Below are 18,074 nucleotides of genomic sequence, written 5' to 3'. Positions count from 1 at the left end.
CACGAATTACACAAATATTAAGATCGTGTTTTATTACACAAATTTCTTAAAATAAAATTTGTGATATTTAATTTTTAAATTCTGAAATTAGTGAAATTAGTGTAATTCGTGGCGAAAAAAATAGTCTAAATGACAGATGAACAAAAAGCTGTAAAAGCTACTTATTTCAGTATTATAGGAAACACCTGCCTAGCCATCTTAAAAGGGCTGGCAGGTTTTTTTGGCAATTCTTATGCCCTGATTGCCGATGCAATCGAATCGACAACCGATATATTTTCGTCATTTTTGGTTTTGTTCGGAATTAAGTATTCGAATAAACCGGCAGACGAGAACCATCCTTATGGTCATGGCCGCGCAGAGCCTTTAATTACGTTTTTGGTGGTTGGTTTTCTGATTACTTCAGCGACGATTATCGGATATGAGAGTATTGCTAATATCCAGACTCCGCATGATTTACCAAAATCCTGGACACTTTATGTTTTGGGCGCTATTATTATATGGAAGGAATATTCGTTTCGTCTGGTAATGAAACGAAGCAAACAAACCAACAGCTCATCATTGGCGGCAGATGCCTGGCACCATCGCAGTGACGCGATCACTTCGGTAGCTGCATTTACCGGAATTTCGATTGCGTTGATTATGGGGCAGGGGTATGAATCAGCAGATGATTGGGCGGCACTTTTTGCTGCTTTTTTTATCTTATACAACAGTTATAAAATTTTCAGACCGGCCTTAGGTGAAATTATGGACGAAAATCTGAACGATGATTTAGTAGAAGAAATCCGTGTAAAGGCTTTAACGGTTCCGGGTATTCTGGGTACCGAAAAGTGTTTTATCCGTAAAGCGGGAATGAGATATCACGTAGACCTTCACGCCATAGTTTCTGCTAAAATTTCGGTGAAAGAAGGACATGAGCTATCACACAAACTACAGGATACTTTAAAAGAAAAAATTCCACAATTGGGCAACGTGTTGATTCACATTGAACCGGATGATTATCATTGAGGAAAAAGGTTTAAAGTTACAAAGGTTCAAAGTTACAAAGGTTCAGAGGAGCAAAGGGATATGCTTTGCGAAGTTCCTGACTTCATTCGAACTGATACATATTAAAAAAAATCCGTTTACTCTTGATTAAAGATTAAACGGATTTTTTTATTTCAATCTTTGAGAAAGTTACACAAAATCTTTGCCTCTCTGTACCTTTGCAACTTTATACCTAGTCTAGTGCGTTCAGGATTTTCAATCCGAAAACTACACCATTTTGTTGGATTCCTCCCTGATAAGAATGTACATAGTCTATCCTGAAGATTTTGAACTTCCCAAATCCTAAATTATCTAAACCAGCTGTAAACTCGGTGTATGGTTTTCTGTCCGGTACGGCCAGTGAATGAAAGCCAATGTTCATCGTTGATTTTAAAAGATTCAAAAGTGGGATTTTATTCATGATAAAACCTTTGTCGTTGTGCTCCAGATGCATTTCAAAATAGCTGTCATTGGTACTGTTGGTATAATAAGGCATCAGGTTGAAAACATTCAGGTAGCGATCGCTTGTACCAATATGGGTTTGATTTCCGTTAAAATGTTTATAATCGATGAACGAAATGTTATCCGCATTAAAGAATTTAGCAGCCTTGAAACTCATCCCTAAAACACCTTTATTGCCCAATGATAAATCGTAGAGTACAGTAGCTCCTATTTTTTCAAATTCATATTTTTTTTCGCTGGCTGCAAAGGCTTTTTCAACATTTAAGAAAAGTGTTGGGAATTTGTCGTCTTTAAAATTATATCTTCCATCCGGTCTTGAAATGTATTTGTTTCCAAAGTTAATTCGGGCACTTAAAGCCGCTTTAAACAAATGGTGCTGGTCAAATTCCGGCATCGTAAAGTCGTTTGGAGCTAATGTATTATTGGAAGAGTAGAAGTCCTCTTTTTTAAAGAAAGAATAATCGGTGGTGTTAAAAAGTGGTTTTCGTTGCTCATAACCCAATTTTGCATTGAGGCTAACACCATTCAGCACGTTTTGTGAATAGTTGATCTGTGCAAATTCTAAATTATACAGTTTCATGTAATTGTCTTTAAAAAATAAAGAACTTATTGAATTGACCAACTTGGTTATGGGTTCGGCACTATTGAATTGTGCTACTTTAGTCCCTCCTGATGCATTGATCGTAGCATAATTTATAGTATTGAATTTATGACTGAATTCTCCAATAACCCGCAAGCGCTCGTCTGAAAAACCATAATTAAAGGTGGTACTGGTTGAAGTCGTTTTGCTTTCGTCTTCACTCCATTTCTTAAAAGAGAAACCGGAATCTAAATTAAAACCCTGAACGGTATTAAAATTTAAGGAAGTCAGATTCAGTAATCCTTTATAGTGGAAAGAATGTCTTTTGAAGGTGTTTTTATAATCGTAACCCATTAAGACGTCCAGAGCTTTGAACTTGTTGTTTTTGGCGTCAATAGAGTCGGTGTATTTTTGAGATTTTCGAATGACCAGCAGACTGTCTTTTTTAGTATAATCGGTACTTTCTTCAATGGTTAGTGGTATTGGGCGAATGCTGTTCCAGAAAGCATCGTCTTTTTTGTTGGCGTTAAGTTCAAAAGCGACAATTTCGTTTCCAAACGTTTTCTTGTCAAATGAAGCTGGAAATTCGTAGTTGGAATATACGTAAGCGAATTTTCCGGAAAATTTAATCCCAAAAAGACCGGCTGTAAAATTTAAGGTTTGCGCATTTTTAATCCAGATTTTATTTTGTGTGTTGTAGGTGAAATTTTGTTTTAGATTCATTACCTCCGTGAATTCGTTTTTCATGCGGTAACCTTTGATGTCCAAATCGATGGCATAAATGGCAAAGCTGTCATCGACAATGTAAATATAACCTTCAAAAACAGGCTCTTTATCGCGTTTTGGGATTACTTTGATTTTGTAGATCTGCTGTTTGTTGTCATCGTAAAAAGAAGCTTCGAGTTTGTATTTGTAATAGCTGAAGGCATTATTGGCAATAGGCGAAATGAGTTTGGTGTCAAAGCCAACAGTATTTTCGTAAAAATCATAAGTGGACCGTGTAGCGGTATTATAACTGTATCCTCTATTGTTTCCCGAGATTTTCGAAGCAATAATGTGTTCTTTTAGTTTGTTGGGTTTTTCAAAACTAACTTTAGAGATGGTTTCGGATAAATATAAAATACCAGTTCCGGTAGAATCCAGATTCGACGCCATATCGTCACCCAGATCTACTTTTTGTCCCAGAATCTTCTTAGGTAAATCTTTGACCTTAAACATTCCTTTGGAGTAAAAATCGGCAGTATATCGCGCAATTTTGTCGGAGTTGTCTTTTTTTGCTGCTATAGCACTTTTAATAATGGCGTTGGCAGGATTATTTTTGGGGTCAATTACTACCTCGTTTAAAGCAAAACTTTCCTCAGCCATTTTTACATCCGGCAGTGTCGTTTTTGCATTAGCAGAAATGGTTATTTTTTGAGTTTTATACCCCAGATATTGAAAAACGATTTTGTTTTTGCCGGGCTCTTTTACGGTAAGCTGAAATTTTCCCTGTTCGTTAGAAGTTGTTCCGCTATAGGTGTTTTCTTCAAAGATGGATACAAAGGGTAAAGGAGTCCCTTTTTCATCAGTTACAGTTCCCTTAATTTGGGCGAAATTTGAAATTGAAAAGAATAAAAAGGCAAGTAAAGTATAGTTTTTCATGAGAATAGTATCTCTCACAAAAATAGAATAAGTTAAAAATGAGGCTATTAATTATTTGTTAAATGTAAGATGCTAAATGTAAGATATGATCTGAAGTGTTTTATTTGTTTAAGTTGTAAATCCTGGAACACTGCATTTGGTTACGATTTAAGAATCAAAAAATAGTAATCGGTAAAAATTAACCTGTTGCCTGCAGCTCTCATCCTGCAGTTTACATTTGACATTTCACATCTGAAGTTTTATGCCTCACAGAAAAGACTGAATGGCCAGTTCGTAGCTTTTTAGCCCGAAACCAAGAATGACACCTTTGGCATTTCCGGATAAATACGACTGATGTCTGAAACTTTCACGAGCGTAAGTGTTAGAAATGTGTACTTCGATCACGGGAGTTGTAACCGCTTTCATGGCATCGCCTAATCCTATTGAAGTATGAGTGTAAGCTCCTGCATTCAGAATAATTCCGTCAAAAGTAAAACCGCATTCCTGAATTTTCCCAATCAATTCGCCTTCAATATTGCTTTGGTAATAGGAAAGTTCAATGTTTGGGAATTTATCCTGCAACGTTGCAAAATAATCTTCAAAAGTTTGACTTCCGTAAACTTCCGGTTCTCTTTTTCCTAAAAGATTCAAATTGGGTCCGTTGATAATGCAGATTTTCATGGATAGTAAGGTGTGATATGTGAAATGTAATTTGTAAAATGTAATATGTGAAATGTAATATGTGAAATGTAAAATGTAAAACAATTGATAGTGTCATTGAATTTTGACATTGCCATTGTCATTGATTTTTGCCATCGCCATTGAACAGTTGTAAAAATAAAAAAACCGTTCCAATTAATAGAACGGTTTTTGTAAAAGTATGTGATATATTTTTTAGAACAAGAATCCGGCTGATAGCTGAACTACAGAGTTTCTAACATCTGCACTTGATGAAACATCAGTTAAACCTAAACTATAACGACCTTGTACAAAAATACTTTTGGTAATTTTTAATCCTAAACCTGCATTAAGAGCAAAGTCAAATGTATTAGCATCATTAAATCTTACATCATTTTTTTGACTTACTAAAAAGGAAGCTTGAGGACCAACTTCTAAGCTTAATGATTTTGTCATATAAATTTTAGCCATTACAGGAACAGATAGATATGCTAACTCGTTTTTAAAGTCTTGTTGAGCATCTTTAAATTTATACGTTGCACCTTGAGTAGAATATAAAAGCTCAGGTTGAATTGAGAATTTTTCTAACAATTTAACTTCTGCAACTACACCAACATGATAACTTGTGATACCATCTTTGTCAAAAGCTACACCTTGTAATGACGCGTCTCCTGGTTGGCTTGCAAAGTTAACCCCTGCTTTAACTCCAAATTGTACTAATTGTGCCTGAATTGTAGCTGAAGTTGCGATAAACAATACAGCTGCTAAGATTATCTTTTTCATAAAAGTGTTTTTAAAATTTGATTTTTTTTAAATGTTATTTATTAGTCAAAACTACAGAATTAGGAATTTATTGTTTTATATTTTGGTTTAAATAATTACTAAATTTCCCATTTTTATTGATTTTAGGCCTGTAATTGGCTCTATTTAAGAAGTTTATTTGTGATCGGTTTTTTGGGATGTACTTTTTATTTAGTAAGATTTATAGTTCAAATTATATTTTAAAACTTTTTTATTTCGTAAGTTTATTTTGATATTCGAGATTTGATATTGGGCTATAATAAAGAAGAAAGATCTGTTGAGAATGATATAAAACGGTATTTACCAATTTATTAATTAGCATACAAGTTCTTTTTTAATAAGGTTATCTTTATATTTGGCATGAATAACTCAAAAAACAAATTGTAATGAAAAGAATAATTTTGGCTGCTATGGCAGTAATGGTATTTGGTTTTGCTAATGCACAAAAGACCAGATTCGGAGTAAAAGGAGGTCTTAATATTTCAACAGTAGTTGGAGGAGATGTGGATCATGTTAAATCTCTTGTAGGTTTTCACGTTGGAGGTTTTGCAGAAATTCATGTGGTTCAGAGATTCTTTATTCAGCCTGAGCTTTTGTTTTCTACTCAGGGAACTAAAGTAGACTTGCCTCTTGGGAATGATAGTGATATTAAATTAAACTATTTAAATATTCCTGTATTGGCGAAATATTATATCGTTGACAAAAAATTTAGTGTTGAAGCTGGTCCGCAGTTGGGGATTTTGTTGTCAGCGAAAAATGATGGTAGAAACATTAAAGATTTTACAAGATCAGCAGATCTAGGGTTCAATCTTGGAGCCGGATACAGTTTTACGGATAACCTTTCAGTAGGTCTTCGTTACACAATTGGTTTATCTCCACTTTCTGATAAAGATATTGATAATTCAGATGATTATTATGACAGTGCTAAAAACAGTAACCTTGCGTTATCTTTAGCGTATAAATTCTAATTTTATCCAACAATAAATTTTGTAACCTTCCCTAATCCGGAAGGTTTTTTTATGCCTGAAAATGTTTTACTTTGTAGCTATGAATTGGAACCGTTATATAAAAGATTATCAGTCGTATTTGCGCATAGAGAGAGGTTTGTCTAAAAATACAATCGAAAACTATGGTTTTGACATCGAGCGTCTGTGCCTTTTTCTGGAGACAAACAGTATAGAGATCTCTCCCATAAAGATTGATGATGAAACGGTTCAGCAGTTTATTTATGCGGTAGCTAAAGAAGTCAATCCACGGTCACAGGCGAGAATTATTTCGGGCTTGAAAAGTTTTTTTAATTATCTGATTTTTGAAGATTACAGAAACGACAATCCGATGGAACTGATCGAGACTCCTAAAACAGGGCGAAAATTGCCTGATACGCTGTCTTTAGATGAAATAGATTCTCTTATTGCGGCAATTGATCTGAGTACCAATGAAGGGGAACGGAATCGCGCAATGTTGGAAACTTTGTACGGCTGCGGTCTTAGGGTTTCGGAATTGGTTTCTTTAAAAATTTCAGATTTGTTTTTTGAAGAAGGGTTTGTTAAAATTACCGGAAAAGGAAATAAAGAACGTTTTGTTCCGGTGGGTAAATTTGCTCAGAAATACATTCAGATTTATCAGAAGGAGATTCGGGTGAATCTTAAAATAAAAAAAGGTTGTGAAGATACTTTATTTTTGAACAGGAGAGGCAATCAGCTTACACGCGCCATGATTTTTACCATTATAAAGGATCTCGCTGTAAAAATTAACCTCCATAAAAGTATTAGTCCGCATACCTTAAGGCATTCTTTTGCAACTCATTTACTTGAAAATGGTGCCGACTTAAGATCAATTCAGTTGATGTTAGGGCACGAATCGATTACTACGACCGAAATTTATGTGCATTTAGACAGGAGTTTTTTGAAAGAGGTAATGTTATCTTTTCATCCACGGAAGTAATTTTTGAAGCCGGAAGTCGTTTTTAAATCAAAAAAGTAATATATTGTATAATATTTTGTGGTAATTAGGAAATAAAAGAGCCAGTTTCAGCTTTTGTTTTTTACTATTGGGATCATTGTTTTTAATATTTCAATCTACATAAATAAGTGATATATGGTTTTTGATTTATATGGAAATGAGAATTGCTTAGAGGTAAATAATTTTTATAAAAAATTGCTTGCCGAAATGCCGGACCTGCTGTTTCAGTTTGTTGTTGACAGCGAAAACAGGTATACTTTCCCTCTGGTCAGTAAATCAGCTGACGATATTTTTGAACTTAGTGTAAAAGAGTTTACCAATGACATTAAATTGGTAATTTACGATCGGATTTTTCCTCAGGATCGTGATCTGTTTTTTCAGTCTTTAGTCAAAGCACGTAAAGAAGCAAAGCCCTGGAATGTCGAATTTAGAGCTATTTTACCTAAAAAAGGGATGCGATGGTTCAAGGTTTCTGCTAAAACAGAGCAGTCCGCCGACGGGCGTGTTAGCTTTTTTGGACATGTTTCGGATATTACGGAATTGAAAGATAAGGAAGAAAAACTACGTATTTCTGAAGAGCGTTTTCAATTTGCTCTTGAGGCTTCTACTGCCGGAATTTGGGATTGGGATATGGTAACCAACAGGGTTTTCTATTCGTCATTGTCGTTAAAGATTTTGGAATTGGATTCCGCTGATATTTTCGATGACCCGGAACGTTGGGATAAGATTGTGCATCCCGAAGATCTTCCAAAGTATTATTCGGATATACAGGAGCATTTTGATAATAAGATCCCATATTACGAAAATTACCATCGCGTTATGACTTCAAGCGGTAATTATAAGTGGATTCTGGATCGTGGAAAGGTTATTGAAAGGGATGAAAATGGAAAACCATTGCGCGTGATCGGGACACATACTGATGTTTCTTTGCAAAAAGAGAAGGAGTTGGAGCTGATTAAAACGATGAAATTGTACAGTGATCAAAATAGCCGATTGGTGAACTTTTCTCATATCGTTTCTCATAATCTGAATACGCAGGCTGGAAATATAAAGTCGATCCTGGATTTTATTGATGCGGATGTTGATAAACAAACTGTAAACGAAATGTTAGAACATTTGCGAACTGTTTCTAATGATCTGAATGATACGATTGCCAATTTAACCCAGATTGTAAAGACACAAAGTAATATCAATATTGCTGTGTCTCCATTAAAGCTTTCAGAATATATTGAGAAAACGATTTCAACGATTAAAGGGTACGACAAGAATAAGAAAGTTACCATTGTAAATAATGTTCCAAAGTATTTGACAATTAATTTTAACCCGGCTTATCTGGAAAGTGTTTTGCTGAATTTTACAACAAATGCTATAAAGTATGCCCATCCGGACAGAGATCCTGTTATTGTTTTTGATTTTTCAATCGAACCGGACGGTTACAAGTCATTAAAAATCACGGATAATGGTTTGGGAATCGATTTGGCGGTGTACGGTGATTTGTTATTTGGGATGTATAAAACTTTTCACAAAAATCAGGAGGCAAGGGGAATCGGACTCTATATTACCAGAAATCAAATCGAGGCAATGAAAGGAAGTATTTCAGTAGAAAGTACAGTGGGAGTAGGAACGAGCTTTAAAATTATTTTTAACGATATTTAGGGGGTGTTGCAGTCTCAGTCGCAGTGACAGTAGTCATGGCTGTAGTTTTATTGATAATGTTAGTACCAATATTTAGGACGGTTTATCACCCTTGTCGTCCTGAGTGAAGTCAAAAATGTGAGTCTGAGCGAAGATGTGAGTGTCGGTCTGAGCGAAGTCGAAGACTGATGAGCTAAGTGTAAATTACCAGACCGTAGTGTTATAAAAAATAAAGGCTATCTTGTTTTAGATCGCCTTTATTTTTATGAATAATATGTAGAGATTACTTTGCAATATTAACCGCTCTGGTTTCTCTAATTACGGTAACTTTTACCTGACCCGGATAAGTCATTTCAGTTTGGATTTTTTGTGAAATCTCGAAAGATAAATTTGCAGCATTGTCATCAGAAACTTTTTCGCTTTCTACAATGACACGAAGTTCTCTACCGGCCTGGATTGCGTATGCATTTTTCACACCGCTAAATCCGTAAGCGACTTCTTCAAGGTCTTTCAAACGCTGAATGTATGAATCTAAAACCTGACGTCTCGCTCCTGGTCGTGCACCTGAAATAGCATCACATACCTGAACAATCGGAGAAAGTAATGATTTCATTTCGATCTCGTCGTGGTGAGCTCCAATAGCGTTGCAAACTTCTTCTTTTTCACCATATTTCTCTGCCCACTGCATACCTAGTAAGGCGTGAGGTAAATCACTTTCAGTATCCGGAACTTTACCAATATCGTGAAGTAAACCAGCTCTTTTGGCTAATTTTACGTTTAAGCCTAATTCGGCAGCCATGATACCACAAAGTTTAGAAACTTCTCTCGAGTGCTGTAATAAGTTTTGACCGTAAGAAGAACGGTATTTCATTCTACCTACAACTTTAATCAATTCGGGATGTAAACCGTGAATTCCTAAGTCGATAACAGTACGTTTACCAACCTCGATAATTTCGTCGTCAATTTGTTTCGCTGTTTTAGCAACTACTTCTTCAATTCGTGCAGGGTGAATACGTCCGTCTGTTACCAGTTTATGCAAAGATAAACGGGCAATTTCTCTACGAACAGGATCGAAACAAGAAAGGATGATCGCCTCAGGTGTGTCGTCAACAATGATCTCAACTCCCGTTGCAGCTTCAAGAGCTCTAATGTTACGCCCCTCACGTCCAATGATTCTACCTTTTACATCGTCAGATTCAATGTTGAATACTGAAACGCAATTTTCAACTGCTTCCTCAGTTCCAACTCTCTGGATTGTATTAATGATAATTTTCTTCGCTTCTTGCTGAGCAGTAAGTTTTGCCTCTTCGATAGTGTCCTGAATGTGAGACATCGCTTTGCTTTTAGCTTCGGCTTTTAAACCTTCTACTAATTGCTCTTTTGCTTCTTCAGCAGAAAGTCCTGAGATTACTTCAAGCTGTTGCAATTGACTTTTGTGTAGCTTGTCAACTTCAGTTTGTTTTTTGTCTAAAACTTCAATTTTGTTGTTGTATTCCTGAGTTTTAGATTCAAACTCGTCGTTTACTTTTTTTGCTTTCGAAAGTTCATTAGAAACTTGCGATTCTTTATCACGTACTCTTTTTTCTACCTCTGCAACTTTTTTATCTCTTGCCAGAATAACTTGTTCGTGCTCTGATTTTAGTTCGATAAAACGTTCTTTTGCCTGAAGGATTTTATCTTTCTTAATATTTTCGGCTTCTAAATTAGCATCTTTTAGAATGGAAGCGGCTTCTTTTTTGGCGTTTTTGATGAGGTTAGAAATATTGCTTTTTTCGATGATTTTAGCAATTGCAAAACCTGCAGCAATCCCTATAACACCTGAAATAATGATCGTTATTATGTCCATGTTTATTAAAATTTATATATAAAAAAAGCCTACATTAATTGCTTGAATAAACTCGTAAAGACAAGTTTTGAGCTAACTCACTGTTCAAGTTTCCAAGCCGAAGCATGGCATACTATAGTAGCGACGATTTGCTCATTCTAAATTGTTAGTGTTGAGTTTACCAATTGTGAACTAATGTAGGCAGTATCTTAGTTGTTGTAAAAGAACGTTTAATTTTCGAGATATTGATCTAATAGCGCATTTAATCTTTTAATTCTTTCGATAGTTTCTTCACCATCGATCGCATTGTCAATTTGTTTTTGTTCGACTTGCGATGCAAATTGCAGGGCACACATCGCCAGAACATCCTGTTTGTCACGAACCGCGTAACTTTCTTCGAATTGCTTGATCATAGCATCAATTTTTTTAGAAGCACTTCTAAGTCCTTCTTCCTGAACAGGTTCAACCGTTAAAGGGTAAACCCTGTCTGCAACTGATATTTTAATTTTAAGCTTTCCGTCCATGTCGTCTTTGTTAATCGGATAACTGTGCTATACAGTAGTCAATTTCGCGAATTAATGAATTTATTTTAAGCTTTGTCTCTCTCTTGTTGTTGTCACTGCCGAGTAACGAATTGGCGATCTTAAGTGTTTCATGTTGCTTTTTCAAAGCTTCAATTTCTTCAGATTGTTTCTGGATAATTTGCGCAGCTTTGGCTAATTCTAATTGTAAAGCCTGATTATTATGCTCCAAGCCTTTTGATTTCTCAAAAAGCTTTTCGACTTTATATTCAAGAGTATCAATTATTTCGGCAATTACACTCATTATAAATCCTATTCATTACTTAATCCTACAAAGTTAATATTCCTTTTTATTAATGCAATTTTTTATCGATTTTTTTACATTAAAAATAAACAAACGGATGAAATTCAATCGATTGTATTTTTGTGGCGTTATACTCGGTTTTCGCTTCTTAATTTTTTATCTTAGCAAAAATGTTACTTATGAGATTTTCGTTACTTGCCCTGCTTTTTAGTCCATTTATTTTTGCGCAGACGCAATATCCAAAAGATTATTTTCGTCCGCCGCTGGATATCCCGATGCAGCTTTCCGGTAATTTCGGGGAGTTGCGGCCAAATCATTTCCATGCGGGGTTTGATTTGAAAACGAATCAGAGAGAAGGATTAAAGGTCTACGCCATTGCTGACGGATATGTGTCGAGAATTAAAATTTCGACTTTTGGCAACGGTAAATGCATCTACATTACACATCCAAACGGATACACTTCGGTGTACGGACATTTGCAAACTCCGGTGGGACCAATTTTAGATTATGTAACCAAAACACATTATAAGGAAAAGGCCTATGAAATTGAAATGTTTCCAAAACCTAACGAACTACCGGTTACAAGAGGTGATCTGATTGGACTTTCCGGAAATACAGGTTCATCAGAAGGACCTCATCTTCATTTTGAAATTCGGGATACTAAAACAGAATTTGTAATTAATCCGATATTTTTTGGTTTCGATAAAAATCTAAAAGATACTAAAAAGCCTAGTATTTCGAGTGTGTATGTTTATCCTATGGATAATGCGACGGTAAATCAGTCCAAACAGCCTTTGTTGCTGAATGTCGCCTTGCAAAAAGACGGGACTTATCTGGCTAGTAAAGTAAAAGCTAATGGTAGAATTGGTTTCGGAATTTCTGCAGTAGATTATGATGATGTTTCGTTTAATAAAAATGGTGTTTTTAATGTTTCTACTTTTCTGAACGGAAATCAAAATTACAATTATCAATTCAATACCTATTCCTTCGATGAGATGCGATATATAAACGCTTTTATCGATTATGGTAAATATAAAAAATCGGGTCAGCGGGTTCAGAAACTCTTTATGAAAACACCTTATGCGTTGAGTATTATTAAGACCGATTCCTTGCGTGGAATTGTTTCGGCCGAACCTAATTTAGCATCCACTTACAGAATTGAGGTTTCGGATTATTTTGGGAATTTAAGCGCTGTTACTGTTCCGGTTGAATACGACACGGCAACGCCAGTTGTAAAAGAGGAGCCAATAACTTCAAAATACTTTATTAAAGTCAATAAAGATTCGAATTTTGAAAAAGACAATATGTCTGTGTTTTTTCCGGCAGGAACTTTTTATGATGATTTTAATTTAAACTTTGATGTCAAAAATAATCGTATTTATATCCACGACGATACCGTTCCGGTGCACTCCAATTTTACCATTACGATTAAAGACAGTTCGTTTCCGGAAACCTTGAAGGATAAACTTTTTATTGGAAGATTTAGCGGAAACAATGCCAGCTATAACGGAACAGTGAGAAAAGGAGATGTTTTTACTGCCAAATCAAAAATATTAGGGCAATTTGGATTAGTTCTGGATACTATTGCACCCACCATTAAAATTGTAAAACCAATTCAGGACAAGTGGATAACCGGAGTTAAAAAGATAGAATTTACCATTAATGATGCTTCTTCCGGAATCAAATCGTACAACGGTTATCTTAATGGAAACTGGATTTTGTTTGAATATGAAAGTAAATCAAGAAAAATAACGCATACTTTTGATGATACTCTTCTTGCTGAAGGAGCAAATGATTTAAAAATTGAAGTGATTGATAATGTAGGAAATTCTGCTATCTTTGAGACTCATTTTTTTAGAAGCCAACAAAAATAAAACCCAAGCACTTGAATCAAATTAAGTTAATAGCCGTTTTTCTTTTTTTATGCATGACCAGTATCTCATATGCTCAGAAGGCTCATGTAAAAGGTGTTATTCTGGATGAGCAGAAACGTCCTGTGACTGGAGTAAATATCAGCTCTTCCGGAAATGTTTCTCAATCTGATTCAAATGGTTTTTATGAAATCGTAGTGCCGTCAGGTAAAAAGATTTCGTTGATTTTTACTCACGTTTCTTTAAAAATGATGAGTCTGACTGTACATTTAGCCTCAAATGAGATTTTCGTTTTTAATCCCTTAATGAGTAGTTCCGAAGAACAAATGGGAGAAGTTTTTGTTTCTTCTAAAAGTAAGAAGAGGATTCAGGGTATCGCAAATGTCGATGTTGCTACTATTAAGAAAATACCGGGAGCCAATGCCGGAATCGAGAATATTTTGAAAACACTGCCGGGTGTAAATTCCAATAATGAACTGAGTACGCAATATGCTGTTCGGGGTGGAAATTACGATGAAAATCTGGTTTATGTGAACGAGATCGAAGTCTATCGCCCATTTTTAATTCGTTCCGGACAACAGGAAGGATTGAGTTTTACCAATACCGATTTAGTGCAGAATGTTGACTTTTCGGCAGGAGGATTTCAGGCAAAATTTGGAGATAAATTATCCTCTGTTTTAGATATCACTTACAGAAAACCAACGCAGTTTGGCGCTTCGCTTGAAGCCAGTTTGCTTGGAGGGAGTATATCGGCCGATGCTGTTTCTAAAAATAAAAAATGGTCGGCTGTAACCGGAGTTCGTTATAGAAATAATAGCTTGTTGGTGAATAGCCAGGACACGCAAACAAATTATACCCCAACTTTTGCAGATATTCAGACCAATGTTAATTATGATATTTCTGCAAAATGGCAAATGAGCTTTTTAGGGAATATCTCTCAAAATAAATACTTGTATCAGCCTTTAACCCGTGAGACAAAATTTGGGACCATAGATCAACCGATGGCACTTGCCGTGTATTATGAAGGCAGGGAAAGGGATCAGTACAATACCTATTTCGGCGCCTTAAAAACGACATACAAAGTTTCGCCCACTTTTACTTTGAAACTAATTGGTTCGCTTTTTCATACCATAGAACAGGAGCATTTTGATATTCTCGCACAATATCGTTTGGGTAGTGTCGAAAATGAAGACACCTCAAATGTTGATTTCACTCGTGGAATAGGTTCGCAATTGAGTCATGCCCGAAATGACTTAGATGCTTTAATCGCCAATGTAGAAATCAAAGGTTTTAAAGAATGGAAAAATGACAGTCAGCTGGAATTTGGTTTGAAATATACGCGTGAATCAATTAGGGATCGAATTGTAGAGTGGGAGATGATTGATTCGGCCGGATTCTCGATTAATCCACCAATCGCTTTTTTACCGAAGAACAATCAGCCTTATGAGTCTTATACCGGGCCGTTATTACCGTATCAGGAGGTGCGGGCGACAAATTTTAATACCATAAACCGATTTTCGGGATATGCGCAATGGAATAAAAAATCGGAAATAGGATCCAGTCAGGTTTGGTATAATCTCGGAGCTCGTTTTCAGAGTTGGAATGTTTCAGGAGGTGCTGTTGAAGGTAAGACTCAAACCGTTTTCAGTCCGCGTGCCCAATTTGCTTTAAAACCGGATTGGGATATGGACATGCTCTTCCGACTTTCCGGAGGATTGTACCATCAGCCCCCTTTTTATAGAGAACTTAGGGATTTAAATGGTGTGGTAAATCCAAATGTGAAAGCGCAGGAATCCGTTCATATCGTTTTGGGGAACGATTATAATTTTAAAATGTGGAATCGTCCTTTTAAATGGGTTACAGAACTTTATTATAAATCGCTTTCAGATGTAAATGTGTATTCTATTGATAATGTCAGAATTCGATATGTTGCCAATAATAATGCAAAAGCCTATGCACAAGGAGTTGATTTTAGACTGAATGGAGAGTTTGTACCCGGAACAGAATCATGGATTAGCTTTGGATATTTAAAAACCGAAGAGAATTATGAAAACAAAGGTTATATCGCGAGGCCCACAGACCAGCGTTTGAAATTTGCGATGCTGTTTCAGGATTATATGCCAAGTATTCCAAGTGTAAAGTTGTATTTGAATCTGGTTTATAATACCGGTTTACCCGGAGGAGCACCGGCTTATTCAGATCCATATCTGTACCAAAGAAGATTGAATGATTATCGTAGAGCTGATGTTGGTTTTGCGAAAGTTTTTGTAGATGGAAACACGAAAGTTGCTAAGGCTAAATGGTTGAAGAACTTTAAAGAATTGTCTGTTGGAGTTGAAATTTTCAATCTTTTCAATAATCAAAATGCGATTACCAATACCTGGGTCCGTGATGTGTATTCTAAAAATCAGTATGCAATTCCAAATTATATGACCTCGAGGGTTTTTAATGTGAAGTTGAATGCGAGATTATGATTGCAAAACGTGAAAAACGAAAGAAGATTTTTTACGTTCCGGGAATGATTTCTTTAATCTTAATCCCTTTGTTTTGTTTTTATCATTTTTATAAAGTTGATGCTTTTAAGGTTTATGGGGTGTTGGATATTTCTTTAGTTCCGGATAAAGAAGAATTTGAAAAATATAAAATTAAAGACTTAAGAAAATACAAAGATTTTATTTTTAATGATGACAAAACGCAAGAACTAAAATTGCAGGAACTAAGGTATTTTGTTCGAGATTTAGTTAAGAAATATGATACTGTGAATGGAGCGAAAATTCATTTTGGTTCAAAAACAGATTATAATACTTTTGTAGATGTTATTGATATTTTATTGGTAGAGAAGGTTCCAACCTGGGCTCCGTATGGAGATGATATATATGTATTAGCGAGTGCTAAACCAAAACCGAAAAGAAATAGTATCCATATGTATAGTTGTTATTATGGGGAGACAAATAAAGAATACTTTTTAGATAAAGAAAAAGAAAGACAGGCTCAATATGTTTTAGCATTGTTTAAAAGATATTGGTTTCTTTTTCTTGGCTATTTTGGGATTGTATTTCTCAATATCTTTACACTAGTAAAATTCAATAAAAATAGATAATACAATCAAAAATACTATATTTGATATCCTAATAGAATTAGCATACATGAAAAAGATCTTAACCTATATAGCTCTGGCAATCATCGGAACACTTACAAGTTGTAAAGATGAAGTGAAGAAACCTAAAGTAATTTACGATACCGCCAGTAAAACGAATACTGTTGCAAAAACAGATTCTACACAGATTGAAATAGCCGATTTGCCTATTCAAATGGAAGGAACAAGTTATTTGATTCACCCGGTTGGAGACTTGCGTGTTTTTGAAAAAGGAACAAAAGCCCGTTATGGCTCTTCGAGTGTAAATGATGTAAGTTTTACAATCTCTAATTTAGGAGAATTTGAAATCACGGGTTATTTGCAAAACCTGAAGTTTCAGAAAGTTGATTCAGATTCCATACGTCCTCTGACAGATAAACCGGCCCTGATTTTGACGGCTACTTATTTAAAAACGGTTGCCGATAAAACACAGAATCAGATTATGGTTTATACTCTGGCCGACTCAGATACCAATAAAGATGGTAAAATTGATACCAGTGATATTAAGACGTTGTATTTAAGTAATATCAGCGGTGAGCGTTTTACGAAAATTTCAGAAGACTTTCAGGAATTGGTAGACTGGAATTTAATCGAATCAAGAAATCGTTTGTATTTCAGAACGATTGAAGATACCAACCAAAATGGACAATTTGATAAAAATGATGTTTTACATTACAATTATATTGACCTGGCTTCTAAAAAATGGGAAGTGAAGAGTTATAAGCCTATTTAGAAGGTTCTAAGATGCTAAGGTTCTGAGGTTCTAAGATTTTGGAACCAGAAAAAAGCCTTTTAAAAATTAATTTACTTAATTTTTAAAAGGCTTTTTTCTTTTAGATGATGCATAAAATCCTTTTAATCTGTGCAATCTGTGGTGAGAAAACTCAGCACCTCAGGATCTTAGCATCTCAGCACCTTAAAAAAAAAACTATATCAAAATATCACTTTCCAGATCCGATTTCTCGATTTCGAGATCAAATCCCAGACGTTCTGTTAAATCGATAACCAGTTTTTTGTACCAGTTTTCAGATTTTGGATGAATGTAGATCTTTTCGATCAGTTGTTTGAGATCAACATTGATTTTTAAGCCATCGTTTAGTTTAATGTCACTTTTTGAAGTATCGGTAAGAATTCGAACTTCTCTTTCGTACTGAAAGCTTTTACGCTTAAATAAAAAGGGGAAGAATAGATCATCAAACGGTATGTACTCTTTTTTGTAGTCGATATAGTTTACCTCGCCAATGTATTGATCGAAATTGTTTTCCGGTTTTACAGCATTCTGCAGTCTTCCTATGGTAGACTGAATAGCTAGCCCCTCATTGTTTTTGGTAAAAATCTGCCACATAGCAAACGATTCGTATTCGTTGATGTGCCAGCTGCTTATGGCTACCTGTTCGCGATGGGTTTTGTAGTAGTTTAAGAAATCCGGATTGTCTATGGCCAGTTTTTTAATCTCTTCAAAGGTTGGCTCGCTAAAAGTGCCCTCGTACTGATCCTCAAATTTGTCAGAACGGGACATGAATAGTTTTTTGGACATTAATAAATCAAGGAATTTAGATAAGTCTAAGTACTTCCAGACAATTGTATCCGGATCATCCGGAAGTTTTATGTTTGAATTATTAAGGTACATTTTTACTGATTTAAGATTATTCGAAA

The 18,074-nt window shown here is 35.4% G+C and carries 15 protein-coding genes; 8 read left to right on the top strand and 7 right to left on the bottom strand.

Annotated features, from left to right (window positions below; genetic code table 11):
* Positions 1 to 129 precede the first annotated feature (129 nt).
* Positions 130 to 1,005 (top strand): cation diffusion facilitator family transporter, encoded by an 876-nt coding sequence (locus tag OLM58_RS03340; protein ID WP_264531197.1) that lies wholly within the window; start codon positions 130 to 132, stop codon positions 1,003 to 1,005.
* A 211-nt stretch (positions 1,006 to 1,216) separates the two neighbouring features.
* Here the strand turns inward: OLM58_RS03340 and OLM58_RS03335 are convergent, their stop codons facing one another.
* The 3 genes from OLM58_RS03335 to OLM58_RS03325 all read right to left on the bottom strand — a co-directional run bounded on the left by OLM58_RS03335 (position 1,217) and on the right by OLM58_RS03325 (position 5,146).
* The gene (locus OLM58_RS03335) at positions 1,217 to 3,706 is read right to left on the bottom strand and encodes a DUF5686 and carboxypeptidase regulatory-like domain-containing protein (RefSeq protein ID WP_264531196.1); all 2,490 of its coding nucleotides are present in this window, start codon (positions 3,704 to 3,706) and stop codon (positions 1,217 to 1,219) included.
* 246 nt (positions 3,707 to 3,952) lie between these two features.
* Positions 3,953 to 4,366: a type II 3-dehydroquinate dehydratase gene (gene aroQ, locus OLM58_RS03330; protein WP_202701518.1), complete on the bottom strand. Its 414-nt coding sequence runs from the start codon at positions 4,364 to 4,366 to the stop codon at positions 3,953 to 3,955.
* Between the two features lie 213 nt (positions 4,367 to 4,579).
* A complete protein-coding gene (locus OLM58_RS03325) occupies positions 4,580 to 5,146 on the bottom strand; it encodes a porin family protein (RefSeq protein WP_264531195.1) in 567 nt (188 codons plus the stop codon).
* Between the two features lie 404 nt (positions 5,147 to 5,550).
* On the opposite strand from OLM58_RS03325, the gene OLM58_RS03320 reads away from it, so the two are divergent.
* The 3 genes from OLM58_RS03320 to OLM58_RS03310 all read left to right on the top strand — a co-directional run bounded on the left by OLM58_RS03320 (position 5,551) and on the right by OLM58_RS03310 (position 8,782).
* Entirely contained in the window at positions 5,551 to 6,132 is a 582-nt protein-coding gene (locus tag OLM58_RS03320; RefSeq protein WP_264531194.1) for a porin family protein, read from the top strand.
* 79 nt (positions 6,133 to 6,211) lie between these two features.
* Complete coding sequence (gene xerD, locus OLM58_RS03315; RefSeq protein WP_264531193.1) at positions 6,212 to 7,108, top strand: site-specific tyrosine recombinase XerD; 897 nt, start codon at positions 6,212 to 6,214, stop codon at positions 7,106 to 7,108.
* A 153-nt stretch (positions 7,109 to 7,261) separates the two neighbouring features.
* The gene (locus tag OLM58_RS03310; RefSeq protein ID WP_264531192.1) at positions 7,262 to 8,782 is read left to right on the top strand and encodes a PAS domain-containing protein; all 1,521 of its coding nucleotides are present in this window, start codon (positions 7,262 to 7,264) and stop codon (positions 8,780 to 8,782) included.
* 262 nt (positions 8,783 to 9,044) lie between these two features.
* On the opposite strand, the gene rny is transcribed toward OLM58_RS03310, so the two are convergent.
* The 3 genes from rny to OLM58_RS03295 all read right to left on the bottom strand — a co-directional run bounded on the left by rny (position 9,045) and on the right by OLM58_RS03295 (position 11,411).
* Positions 9,045 to 10,607, bottom strand: a complete 1,563-nt coding sequence (gene rny / locus OLM58_RS03305) for a ribonuclease Y (protein ID WP_017498111.1) — start codon at positions 10,605 to 10,607, stop codon at positions 9,045 to 9,047.
* A 209-nt stretch (positions 10,608 to 10,816) separates the two neighbouring features.
* A complete protein-coding gene (locus tag OLM58_RS03300) occupies positions 10,817 to 11,110 on the bottom strand; it encodes a cell division protein ZapA (RefSeq protein WP_264531191.1) in 294 nt (97 codons plus the stop codon).
* A gap of 10 nt (positions 11,111 to 11,120) precedes the next feature.
* A complete protein-coding gene (locus tag OLM58_RS03295) occupies positions 11,121 to 11,411 on the bottom strand; it encodes a Mis12-Mtw1 protein family (RefSeq protein ID WP_017498113.1) in 291 nt (96 codons plus the stop codon).
* 179 nt (positions 11,412 to 11,590) lie between these two features.
* Here OLM58_RS03295 and OLM58_RS03290 point away from each other — a divergent pair, with 179 nt between their 5' ends.
* From OLM58_RS03290 to OLM58_RS03275, 4 genes are read left to right on the top strand one after another with little or no spacing between them, the layout of a single operon-like run.
* A complete protein-coding gene (locus OLM58_RS03290; protein WP_264531190.1) occupies positions 11,591 to 13,285 on the top strand; it encodes a M23 family metallopeptidase in 1,695 nt (564 codons plus the stop codon).
* A gap of 53 nt (positions 13,286 to 13,338) precedes the next feature.
* Entirely contained in the window at positions 13,339 to 15,756 is a 2,418-nt protein-coding gene (locus tag OLM58_RS03285; protein ID WP_264532418.1) for a TonB-dependent receptor plug domain-containing protein, read from the top strand.
* Positions 15,753 to 16,382, top strand: a complete 630-nt coding sequence (locus OLM58_RS03280; RefSeq protein ID WP_264531189.1) for a hypothetical protein — start codon at positions 15,753 to 15,755, stop codon at positions 16,380 to 16,382. Before OLM58_RS03285 ends, OLM58_RS03280 begins: the two co-directional genes overlap by 4 nt.
* Positions 16,383 to 16,428: 46 nt before the next feature.
* Complete coding sequence (locus tag OLM58_RS03275; protein ID WP_264531188.1) at positions 16,429 to 17,151, top strand: hypothetical protein; 723 nt, start codon at positions 16,429 to 16,431, stop codon at positions 17,149 to 17,151.
* Positions 17,152 to 17,346: 195 nt separating this feature from the next.
* On the opposite strand, the gene OLM58_RS03270 is transcribed toward OLM58_RS03275, so the two are convergent.
* The gene (locus OLM58_RS03270; RefSeq protein WP_264531187.1) at positions 17,347 to 18,048 is read right to left on the bottom strand and encodes a hypothetical protein; all 702 of its coding nucleotides are present in this window, start codon (positions 18,046 to 18,048) and stop codon (positions 17,347 to 17,349) included.
* Positions 18,049 to 18,074 lie beyond the last annotated feature (26 nt).

Source organism: Flavobacterium sp. N502540, from assembly GCF_025947365.1.
Lineage (GTDB): Bacteria > Bacteroidota > Bacteroidia > Flavobacteriales > Flavobacteriaceae > Flavobacterium.
The sequence above is the reverse complement of the archived record's forward strand: the minus strand, read 5'-3'. Positions and strand labels throughout refer to the sequence as shown.

Coding starts and splice junctions, on each gene's coding strand:
- OLM58_RS03340 (WP_264531197.1), top strand. CDS start 130: ATGACAGATGAACAAAAAGCTGTAAAAGCTACTTATTTCAGTATTATA.
- OLM58_RS03335 (WP_264531196.1), bottom strand. CDS start 3,706: ATGAAAAACTATACTTTACTTGCCTTTTTATTCTTTTCAATTTCAAAT.
- aroQ (WP_202701518.1), bottom strand. CDS start 4,366: ATGAAAATCTGCATTATCAACGGACCCAATTTGAATCTTTTAGGAAAA.
- OLM58_RS03325 (WP_264531195.1), bottom strand. CDS start 5,146: ATGAAAAAGATAATCTTAGCAGCTGTATTGTTTATCGCAACTTCAGCT.
- OLM58_RS03320 (WP_264531194.1), top strand. CDS start 5,551: ATGAAAAGAATAATTTTGGCTGCTATGGCAGTAATGGTATTTGGTTTT.
- xerD (WP_264531193.1), top strand. CDS start 6,212: ATGAATTGGAACCGTTATATAAAAGATTATCAGTCGTATTTGCGCATA.
- OLM58_RS03310 (WP_264531192.1), top strand. CDS start 7,262: ATGGTTTTTGATTTATATGGAAATGAGAATTGCTTAGAGGTAAATAAT.
- rny (WP_017498111.1), bottom strand. CDS start 10,607: ATGGACATAATAACGATCATTATTTCAGGTGTTATAGGGATTGCTGCA.
- OLM58_RS03300 (WP_264531191.1), bottom strand. CDS start 11,110: ATGGACGGAAAGCTTAAAATTAAAATATCAGTTGCAGACAGGGTTTAC.
- OLM58_RS03295 (WP_017498113.1), bottom strand. CDS start 11,411: ATGAGTGTAATTGCCGAAATAATTGATACTCTTGAATATAAAGTCGAA.
- OLM58_RS03290 (WP_264531190.1), top strand. CDS start 11,591: ATGAGATTTTCGTTACTTGCCCTGCTTTTTAGTCCATTTATTTTTGCG.
- OLM58_RS03285 (WP_264532418.1), top strand. CDS start 13,339: ATGACCAGTATCTCATATGCTCAGAAGGCTCATGTAAAAGGTGTTATT.
- OLM58_RS03280 (WP_264531189.1), top strand. CDS start 15,753: ATGATTGCAAAACGTGAAAAACGAAAGAAGATTTTTTACGTTCCGGGA.
- OLM58_RS03275 (WP_264531188.1), top strand. CDS start 16,429: ATGAAAAAGATCTTAACCTATATAGCTCTGGCAATCATCGGAACACTT.
- OLM58_RS03270 (WP_264531187.1), bottom strand. CDS start 18,048: ATGTACCTTAATAATTCAAACATAAAACTTCCGGATGATCCGGATACA.